We start from the raw sequence: 9653 nt of genomic DNA on the forward strand, positions 1-9653 counted from the left end.
AGCAGCAGCGACCACCACTCGTCGAAGGTCAGACGACGAGCAGACTCCTGACGACTGAGCACAGCCGGAACTGAACGCCGCTGCTCAGAGGCATACGAAGACACAAGAGACATTAAATCTCCGGTGACCGACAGACCCGCTAACCGGGTATCTCGCTCTTTCACAGGTGGCAGTACGGAATAGTCATAATCCAATACACCTCGACAGGTTAATATGTCTGATAATATCAAATAAACGTCTGAAAATATCAATATAACCTACAGCGACTGCGCTAATCTATCAGGATCAAATAAGAAAGCTGGAGACACAGATGGAAGACTTACTGCGAGCACTGCTGTTTATCGGGCTGTTTGCCGGTGTGTTCATCGGAACCATGGTCATAGAAAACCTCTGGGCCAAACGTCGTGGTGTTACTAAGCTGTATCACTTCCCTGAGACCTTCACCAACCTGATGACAGGTGCGTCGTACAAAATTGTCGACGGCATCGCCATCGCGCTCTTTATTCAGCTGTTTTACGACTGGGTGTACCAGTTTGGCTTTCAATGGAATCCGGACGTCGGCGTTGTCAGCATCATCGCGCTCATTCTGTTTATCGATCTGTGTATGTATGCCGCCCACTATCTGATGCATAAAATCCGCTGGTTCTGGAATGCGCATGTCACGCATCACAGCTCAGAGCACATGAATTTCTCGACGGCGCTGCGCCAGAACTTCACCTATGCATTCTCAGGTACCTGGATTCTGTGGTGGATTCCTGCCGCGTTTGTCGGTTTCGATAAAACCTGGACCTTAATCGCCATTGAAGCGAACCTCGTGTATCAGTTCTTCCTGCATACCGAACAAGTGCGCACGCTGGGCTGGGCCGAGAAAATTTTCAATACTCCGTCGCATCACAGGGTTCACCATGGCAGCAACCCGGAACAGATCGACAAGAACTTTGGCGGCGTGCTCATTATCTGGGACAAACTTTTCGGTACATTTCAGGCAGAAGAAACCGCCGGAGAAATCGTATACGGCGTAAAACGTATGCCGACCAAGCCAAACAATCCATGGCATGCCCAGGTGTATGATTGGCAGAATATGTTCCGTGACCTGAAAACCTACAAAGATCCGCGTATTCTGTGGAAACACCCCGACTGGGTGACTGAACAATACGGGGAGGCATCTGTTCAGAAGAAATAGAACGCCTTTATTAACTGCCTTCCTGAATACAAGTAACGACCAGCTGCGCCATTTATTCAGGAAGGCAAAATGACACAAGACCTTCACCAGTCAGTTGCAAAACTGAAACCCAAGCTACCTAGCCTGAACCTCCCTGTTATCCAACTGATATGGAGGTTAATCATGAAATCCTTACTGACCTACGCGCTGGCATCTCTGATGCTGATTGCCGGATGTGCATCCCACGCTGGCAACGGCCACGGCAATAAATTTGGCCACTGGTTCTTCGGCAAGTTTTCTGAAACTCAGATCGGGCCGCGCCCTTTCTACCTTGTCGAAGACATGGACGAAGGCGAACTGAAAGATAAGCTGAAAAGCTGCGAAAGCGGTCCGTTTTTTCAAAGCCGTTTTTCGATTGGCCACCGCGGTGCGCCACTCCAATTTCCTGAGCACACAAAAGAGTCCTACGAAGCGGCTGCCAAAATGGGCGCGGGCATTCTGGAATGCGACGTAACATTTACCAAAGACCGTGAGCTGGTGTGTCGACATTCACAATGTGACCTTCACACCACAACCAATATTCTGGCAACGCCACTGGCTCAAAAATGCTCAGTCGCCCCCGAATTCGACAGCAATGGCATGCTGACCAATGCTGCAGACATTACCTGCTGCACCAGCGATATAACGCTTGCTGAATTCAAAAGCCTGCAAGGCAAAATGGACGCGGCAGATCGTACGGCAACCACCATCGAAGGCTACATGAATGCGACAGCAGACTATCGTACTGACCTGTATTCATCGAAAGGCACCCTGCTGACCCACGCAGAAAGTATTCAACTCTTTAAAGAGCTGGGCGCACATTACACGCCAGAACTGAAATCACCGTCGGTAGACATGCCGTTTGAAGGTGACTACACGCAAGAGATGTACGCACAACAAATGATTGATGAATACCGCGAAGCCGGCATCCATCCTCGCAAAGTATGGCCACAATCCTTCAACCTTGAAGACGTAAAATACTGGATCGATAACACCTGGTACGGTCGTCAGGCGGTGTACCTGGACGGTGTTTACGACACCAGCGTGACTCAAGCTCAAATGGAAGAATGGGTTGCCGACGGCCTGCGTGTGCTTGCTCCACCTATGTGGATGCTGCTGGATGTAAACAGCAACGGAGAAATTATCCCGTCTCAGTACGCTGAAAATGCCAAAGCAGCGGGCCTGAAACTGATCGCCTGGACCCTCGAACGCTCGGGTCGCCTGACAGACAACGGAGGCTGGTACTTCCAGTCGGTAAATGGTGACGATGGCGGCATGGACGTGATTGATAACGATGGTGACGTGATGACAGTGCTGGATGTACTGGCTAAAGACGTCGGGGTTATTGGCGTGTTCTCAGACTGGCCGGCAACAACGACCTACTATGCGAATTGCATGGGGCTGTAAGGCATTTTCATGCTGGGTGGAATTCAATGCATTGGCGCTGGATTCCGACCTGCGTGGGAATGACATTCAAACCAGCAAACCGTCCGCAACCTGATGAGATACCTCTTCACCGCACAAGCGGGTAACAACCGCCAGAGCAAACTGCATTGCTGTCCCCGGGCCCTGGCTGGTGATAACGTGGTCATCAATAACGACCACTTCATCGCTCGGCGCCACCCCAGCGGTTTTCAGCTCCTCACGGAATCCAGGATACGCGGTCGCCGATTTTCCTTCTAATAATCCATGACATGCCAGAACAACGTAAGGCGCGGCACAGATGGCTCCGATTGTTTTTCTGTCTTCGTGTTGACGCTTCAGCAAAGAAACAAAAGCTTCGTTGTCTGATAGGTTTTGAGCTCCCGGCATGCCTCCCGGCACCAGGATGGCATCCCACTCATCATCAACGCACTCTCCCATCAGTACGTCAGCAACTAATTGAACGCCTCGCGAGCAGGTGACCTGATGGCCCGGTGCTACTGAAGCAACCGTGACGTCGATCTCCGCTCGACGCAGCACGTCGATGATAGTGACGGCTTCCAACTCTTCGGTACCGTCTGCGACACCGATCAGGACCTTCTTGTTCATTTCACACCTCAGGCTGAAGTATTACCGGAATGCAGGCCAGAATCACAATGCACCAGAATACCTGCACTTTTGATATGGCCTCTCTGAACAATAACAAACCACCCAGCAAAGCTCCAACAATGCCGACGCTACGCTTGACGGTCTCAACAATGCCAGCATCCAGACCGTCCAGCGCCAACCACTGAAATACCACCGCACCAACAAACACCAGCAATGCTGGTATCAGCCGTAACGCCCTGCCCTGCAGACGTGCAGGTGTTCGCGTTGCCAATGCGTAAGTCGCAATCAACAGTGAGCCCAGCGTTGTCTGAATCACCCCATGAAAGAACGGGCCACTGTGCTCCAGCGCTTGCTTGTCAAACACAATACCAACGCCCCAACCAAAGCAGACCAGCAACATCAACATAAAGGGTTTACCCTTCACGTGATGTAAACCACCCTGAGCGCCACCAATCGCCACTACAGTGACCAGCATCGCCAGCCATTGATACAGACTCAGTGATTCACCCAGCAACCAACCTGCTGCCAGTGTTGAAATGACCGGCGTCAAAGCAAGTACCGGGATAACACGGGCAACGTCACCCAGTTTCAGCGCGGTTATAAAGCCCACAGCAGCCATTGCCGCAAGTGTTGCGGCGACGAGCGACGGCAGCCAGTATCCAGCGGATACCGACGAGTCTGAGGCGATGAAATATGCGGCAAGATATAAAGGGATCGCGCCGACGTTGAAAGCCAGCGTCAACGCCAGCGGAGTTTCATTAGCGACCAGCTTTTTGCGGGAAAGATCAAACAGCGTCCAGCAGATCGCTGAAATAAAAAGAAAGGCTATCGACATATTACATCCGCGGAGTTTTTAAACCCGCCGCTTTGCGCAAACGCCGGGACAGGCTGTCGACGATAACATTCAATGCGGCGGCAACAAGAATCAGGAAGAAGGCCTTATCAAAGCGGATTTCTTCAAAGGCAGAGTCCACATAAAAGCCAAGCGTCGCGATACCAAGAACGCCCATCATAGCGCTTTCACGCATGATGACTTCCCAGCGATAAAACAGCAGCGCCAGAAACGCCGGGTAGCGCTGTGGTAAATCCTGATAAAAATAACGCGCAAGTCCCACCGGGGAGTCCTGCCTCTGTTGCGCACATGAGTCCTGGCTGTGGTTAGCCAGAAGAAACGCTATCAACCCGCCATTATGCAACGCCAGTGCGAAAATCGCCGGTAACGCCGAAGGACCAAACAACAGCATAAAGAGATACGCCAGCATCAATTCAGGAACCGAACGCAACACCAGCAATTTAAATCGCCCCAGCCAATAGTAGCGCCCTACCAGCCAGCGGCTCGCGAATGGATACCAGGCCAGGGCCAGCACACCACTGAGCACCAGCGCTGCCTGGGTAATCGCTATCGTCTGAATAAGTGCTGGGCCGACTTCATCCGCCAATACATTGCCGTACCATCTCAGTGCGCCTGCAATGTCGCCGTTAAGAAGAGAACCTGGCCATAAGTCCTGAGTAAAGAATTGCCACACGAAACTCGCATTCACCGGCGGCATCTCCGGCAGCAGAAATAAAGCCCCAAGGAGGTACGCCAGTAATAACTTTTTGTAAAACCAGAACCTGACGGTGCCAATTAAAATAAGGAATACCCAGAATACCGCAGCCGCTTCACTGTAGTCCCCCTGACGAAACGCCGTCTCAAGGTGAAACCCTAGCGTTGGCAGGCCAATAAAGCCCAGAATCGCACTCGACCGCAATGCGCACTCGAAGCGGTAACGGATATACGAGCGCATGGCTGGCCAGGCCTGTGGAATCCATGCATAAAAGAAGCGGCTTAAACGACTGGAGCCTGACAGCGTATCGACCGTTGCAGAAGACTGCTGATGAAATATATCTGAAAAGACCTTAGCGAATATGCCCGCAAAAGGAATCGTGATGGCCAATAACCCAGTCAAAGCACTGAGACCGAACACCTGCATAAACAACAGGCCCCAGAAAATCTCGTGCACAGAACGGATAACAGCAGAAAATACCCGGACAATCCGCCAGTGAAACCAGATAGCCAGTAACACGCCCAGCGCCGCCGACACCGCGACCCCGAGTAAAGCAAAGCTGACGGTGTGTAACGCCGACATAAGGAGTTCATCAGCGTCTGGCCAGAACGGCGTGATCATCCCCCAGCCTATGCGTCCAAACTCTTCCCAAGGGTCGGGCTGATACAAAAAGATGTCGGCAAAGAACAGAGACAAGAATGCAACCAGAGCAAACCACAGGCTCAGGTTCCGGTAGCGTGCCCCCGTCGACACTGCATGGATTTTAATGCCCATGTTCAGGCATCCTGATAGACGGTTTCGAGTACGCTGAGATCAACCTCTGTCGCTTGCCAGTCGCCATACACACGACCGTTTTTTAACGCGATAATACGATCAAAATATCTCAGTGCCAGCTCTGGACTATGGATGGCAACCACCGCTGTCATGTGCTGGTCCAGCACATGCTTTAAGAGTTGTTCACCCTGTTCAGGGTCAAGAGAAGAAACAGGCTCATCCCCCATAAATACCGACTGCTGTCGATAAAGCGCCCGCCCCAACGCAACGCGCTGACGTTGGCCACCGGATAACTGATCCGGGGAATTCTGCAGTTTATCTTCGATGCCCAGCGTGCGAGCCAGATCCGCGACCTCTTCACGGCGGGCCGCCCAGGGGCGGATCAGATTAATCAGGTTATAAAACGTCGAAAAGCGGGATAACCCGCCCATATAAATATTCTGATAAGTGGACAACAAGTCCACAAGGCCACTGTCTTGCGGACATAAGGCGATGGCGTCTGGGTGCTGCCTCCACAACAACGAAAGCAGCGTTGACTTCCCGGCGCCCGATGGCCCAACCAGAGCGACCTTTTCACCCTCACCAATGGCCAGCGTAATATCGTGCAATACTGGCTCATTATCGTGAGAAAAAGACGCTCCGGTAAGCTGAAACATAGACTCGACCGGCGTCATTAATCGAGTAGGCCGATGGCTTTACCCGTCCGCTCAATCGGAGCATAGTCATCATTGCTCGCAGGGACGAACGACTTACGAGGGAAGCTCGCCAGCAGGTCTTCGTCTTTCATATTCAGCAGTACGTCTCTGACTTTTTCTTTAAAGCCTTCGCCATAACGGGCATCAACATCACCGCGAATTGTCCATTGGTAGTCAGGATACGTTGGCGTTGTCCAAACGACTTTGACTTTATCTGTGTCGATCTTGCCTTCTTCAACTTCGGTGTCCCAAACGCTGTAATTTACAGCGCCCACCTGGTACACACCGCTCTGTACCTGAGCAATGGTGCGGCTATGGTCGCCAGAAAATCCGACGCGACTGAACAGCTCATCCGGAGCGGCATTAAATGTATCGCGGATAAAGAATTCAGGCATCAGACGGCCAGAGGTAGAACCCTTTGAACCAAAGGTAAAGGTCTTGCCTTTGATATCTTCAGGTAGCTCGTCAGACGCTTCAATGCCCGTGCTGGTATGCGCAATGATATAGGTTTTGAAAAACTGATCTTCATAGCCCTGAGCAATCGCCTCAGACCCATCTACCAGCGCACGCGCCTGAACACCTGACAAACCACCAAACCAAGCGAGTTGTACCTGATCGTTACGGAAAGCAGTGATTGCCGCAGGATAAGATTTCACCGGGATATACTTCACCTCAACGCCCAGTTGCTCAGACAAATAATCAGCAACCTTACCGAAGCGCGCGTTCAGACGGCTCTCATCAGCGTCAGGAATCGCGGTAAACGTAAAGGTTTCGGCAGCCGCTGCAGCACTCATCAGCATCCCCGCTGCCACAGCGAACAAAGAACGTAATTTCATTTTTTTATCCTTTTAAATCAGAATCAGAAAGTGAATTTAAATAGTCGCGAACCTCGTCAAATGAGCCACGCATAACCAGCCGTCCTTTTTTACGGGACAACTGGTATTGATACATAGGGTCGTAATACTGTTCGAGCAGGTGCCCAATCCATTCACGATGTAATTCAGGACTACCCTGCTCGTGCTGCCGGATGGCTTTTTCGAGAAGTTCGGTAATGGCCCGATGGCGTACACCGCCCAAGCGACGTTCCACTTTACTCATACTCTGACGTAAATCATCAGCAAACGCAGCAAAGCCTTCGTCTTCACCAAGAAACGCCTGCCACTCAGAGAGCTTATCCAGAATATAATTGCTGTAGCTGTGCTCAACACGCGATTCAAAGCTGGCCTCTACAATAGCCAGAGGCGCGTTCGCCATCTGGTTTCGTAAGATCTCAGGCAATGCACAACGACCGATTAATAAGCTCTCGTCTTCGAGAACGACCGGCATGTTCGACTTAAACGCTTCATGGCGAAGAAGATCCACAGCCAAGACATTCTCAAAACCGATCTGCGCAGGCTGACCGCCCGGGCGTTTACCGAACGTACTGCCTCGGTGGTGCGCCAGACCTTCAAGATCGACACTGGCCGGAACCTGCTTCAGTAATTCAGTTTTTGCACATCCCGTCTGCCCCGCGACCACGACCAGAGGTTTCTCAACCACAACGCGTTCGAGAGTATCGATCAGGAAACGTCGCATGGCTTTGTAGCCACCGGTAATACGTGGATATTCGCAACCGGCCTCTTTCAGCCATTGCTGCGTAATCTGACTGCGCAGACCGCCACGAAAACAATACAAGTAGCCTTCCGGGTTTTCTTTTGCAAAAGCGAGCCATTTTTCGATTCGCTCATCCTTAGTTTTACCCGACACCAACTGATGGCCGAGTTTAATGGCTTCGTCCTGGCCTTTCTTTTTATAGCAAGTACCGACTTTCGCCCGCTCCTGATCCGTCATTAACGGCAGGCTGACCGCATGCGGAAACGCCCCCTTCTTAAATTCCAGCGGCGCACGGGTATCCATCATCGGCGTATCGTTTAAAAAGAGGGATTTAAAATCGGCGGTATCCGGGCGACTCATGCACGCACCTCAACCCTGACGGTATCTCCTGACGCCTGCACCAGTTCACCGACACAAACCGACTGCAGCCCTTCTGCAGCCAAAATCGCCTCCACCGCGCCCGCCTGCTCAGGGCGCACGGCAATCAACAAGCCGCCACTGGTTTGCGGATCACACACAATGGCACGCTGCTCATCGGTTAACGCAGACAGCTTCTCTCCGTAGCTCTCAAAGTTACGATCCGTACCGCCCGGCATCGAGCCCTGAGCGATGTAATCTTTCACAGGAGGCATAACAGGCAATGCGTTGTAATCAATCACGGCATCCACACCACTGCCCTCGCAGATTTCCAACAAATGCCCGCCTAGCCCAAAGCCGGTGACATCCGTCAGCGCTTCCACACCCGGCAACTGAGAGATCTTCTCTCCGACCTTGTTAAGGATGCACATAGTGTCACGCGCCAAAAACTCATGCTCTGGCTTTAAGATCTTCTTCTTCTGAGCGGTGGTCAGCACACCAACGCCCAACGGCTTCGACAGGTACAACTTACAACCCGCCGTCGCCTGATCGTTCTGCTTCAGCTTATCGATATCAACGATGCCCGTCACCGCCAGGCCGAAGATAGGCTCCGGTGCATCAATACTATGACCACCCGCCAGTGGAATCCCGGCATCCGCACAGGCCTGACGTCCGCCGTCAACAACCTTCTGGGCTATTTCGGGCGACAGTACATTCACAGGCCAGCCCAGAATCGCAATCGCCATCAAGGGCTTACCGCCCATCGCATAGATATCCGAAATCGCATTCGTTGCTGCTATGCGACCGAAATCAAACGGATCATCAGCGATCGGCATAAAGAAATCTGTGGTACTCAACACCGCCTGACCATTACCGATATCGTAGGCCGCAGCATCGTCTTTAGAGGTGTTACCCACCAACAGATTCGGACTATCAGGCAGACTCAGCTGCGACGCCAGAATGGTATCCAGCACCTTAGGCGAAATCTTACAGCCACAACCCGCGCCGTGACTGTACTCAGTAAGACGAACAACCGATGAATCAGACAAGACAAAACCCCAGCTCAAACAGACGAAAGCCGCATGATACCTGAGGCTCAGGAAAATTACCTGTGGGAACGCTTCAGTCTGTTTCATGTGGGAATGAATCAGCCGAAGGCTATTCGCGACCAGGCCTATAACTCTGTAGGAAGGGAGCTTCTTCCCGACAACCTGCGTGGCTATGCGCGAAAAACTGATAAAGCCATGAACCCTGTAGGAGGGAAGCTTCTTCCCGACAGCCTACCTGGCTATGCGCGAAAAACTGATAAAGCCATGAACCCTGTAGGAGGGAAGCTTCTTCCCGACAACCTACCTGGCTATTCGCGAAAAACTGATAAAGCCATGAACCCTGTAGGAGGGAAGCTTCTTCCCGACTGCGTGGCTATTCGCGAACCTCGCAGAAAGCCATTAACCC

General features: G+C 52.0%; 10 protein-coding genes. 3 read left to right on the forward strand and 7 right to left on the reverse strand.

The window, feature by feature from the left end:
* Positions 1 to 310: 310 nt before the first annotated feature.
* Complete coding sequence (locus tag B2R29_RS09495; protein WP_301180834.1) at positions 311 to 1183, forward strand: sterol desaturase family protein; 873 nt, start codon at positions 311 to 313, stop codon at positions 1181 to 1183.
* Positions 1184 to 1345: 162 nt separating this feature from the next.
* Entirely contained in the window at positions 1346 to 2608 is a 1263-nt protein-coding gene (locus B2R29_RS09500; protein WP_301180835.1) for a glycerophosphodiester phosphodiesterase family protein, read from the forward strand.
* Between the two features lie 66 nt (positions 2609 to 2674).
* Here the strand turns inward: B2R29_RS09500 and B2R29_RS09505 are convergent, their stop codons facing one another.
* The 7 genes from B2R29_RS09505 to selD are packed head-to-tail and all read right to left on the reverse strand — an operon-like array spanning position 2675 to position 9247.
* Positions 2675 to 3232, reverse strand: a complete 558-nt coding sequence (locus B2R29_RS09505) for a DJ-1 family glyoxalase III (protein ID WP_301180836.1) — start codon at positions 3230 to 3232, stop codon at positions 2675 to 2677.
* Position 3233: 1 nt separating this feature from the next.
* Positions 3234 to 4067 (reverse strand): DMT family transporter, encoded by an 834-nt coding sequence (locus B2R29_RS09510; RefSeq protein WP_301180837.1) that lies wholly within the window; start codon positions 4065 to 4067, stop codon positions 3234 to 3236.
* 1 nt (position 4068) lies between these two features.
* On the reverse strand, positions 4069 to 5553 hold the full coding sequence (locus B2R29_RS09515) for a PhnE/PtxC family ABC transporter permease (protein WP_301180838.1): 1485 nt from the start codon (positions 5551 to 5553) through the stop codon (positions 4069 to 4071).
* 2 nt (positions 5554 to 5555) lie between these two features.
* Positions 5556 to 6209 (reverse strand): ATP-binding cassette domain-containing protein, encoded by a 654-nt coding sequence (locus B2R29_RS09520; protein ID WP_301180839.1) that lies wholly within the window; start codon positions 6207 to 6209, stop codon positions 5556 to 5558.
* A gap of 17 nt (positions 6210 to 6226) precedes the next feature.
* Complete coding sequence (locus B2R29_RS09525) at positions 6227 to 7084, reverse strand: putative selenate ABC transporter substrate-binding protein (protein WP_301180840.1); 858 nt, start codon at positions 7082 to 7084, stop codon at positions 6227 to 6229.
* Between the two features lie 4 nt (positions 7085 to 7088).
* Complete coding sequence (gene mnmH / locus B2R29_RS09530) at positions 7089 to 8201, reverse strand: tRNA 2-selenouridine(34) synthase MnmH (RefSeq protein ID WP_301180841.1); 1113 nt, start codon at positions 8199 to 8201, stop codon at positions 7089 to 7091.
* On the reverse strand, positions 8198 to 9247 hold the full coding sequence (selD, locus tag B2R29_RS09535; protein ID WP_301180842.1) for a selenide, water dikinase SelD: 1050 nt from the start codon (positions 9245 to 9247) through the stop codon (positions 8198 to 8200). Before selD ends, mnmH begins: the two co-directional genes overlap by 4 nt.
* Before the next feature lie 33 nt (positions 9248 to 9280).
* On the opposite strand from selD, the gene B2R29_RS09540 reads away from it, so the two are divergent.
* Positions 9281 to 9653: hypothetical protein (locus tag B2R29_RS09540; protein ID WP_301180843.1), on the forward strand; the 373-nt coding region annotated here is incomplete at its 3' end.

Origin of the sequence: Thalassolituus sp. UBA3500, assembly GCF_002377545.1 — a bacterium.
Taxonomy (GTDB): domain Bacteria; phylum Pseudomonadota; class Gammaproteobacteria; order Pseudomonadales; family Oceanobacteraceae; genus Thalassolituus.

Excerpts from the sequence above, each read along its gene's own strand:
- B2R29_RS09515 (WP_301180838.1), bottom strand. The coding sequence starts at position 5,553 with ATGGGCATTAAAATCCATGCAGTGTCGACGGGGGCACGCTACCGGAAC.
- mnmH (WP_301180841.1), bottom strand. The coding sequence starts at position 8,201 with ATGAGTCGCCCGGATACCGCCGATTTTAAATCCCTCTTTTTAAACGAT.
- B2R29_RS09520 (WP_301180839.1), bottom strand. The coding sequence starts at position 6,209 with ATGTTTCAGCTTACCGGAGCGTCTTTTTCTCACGATAATGAGCCAGTA.
- B2R29_RS09495 (WP_301180834.1), top strand. The coding sequence starts at position 311 with ATGGAAGACTTACTGCGAGCACTGCTGTTTATCGGGCTGTTTGCCGGT.
- B2R29_RS09525 (WP_301180840.1), bottom strand. The coding sequence starts at position 7,084 with ATGAAATTACGTTCTTTGTTCGCTGTGGCAGCGGGGATGCTGATGAGT.
- B2R29_RS09500 (WP_301180835.1), top strand. The coding sequence starts at position 1,346 with ATGAAATCCTTACTGACCTACGCGCTGGCATCTCTGATGCTGATTGCC.
- B2R29_RS09510 (WP_301180837.1), bottom strand. The coding sequence starts at position 4,067 with ATGTCGATAGCCTTTCTTTTTATTTCAGCGATCTGCTGGACGCTGTTT.
- B2R29_RS09505 (WP_301180836.1), bottom strand. The coding sequence starts at position 3,232 with ATGAACAAGAAGGTCCTGATCGGTGTCGCAGACGGTACCGAAGAGTTG.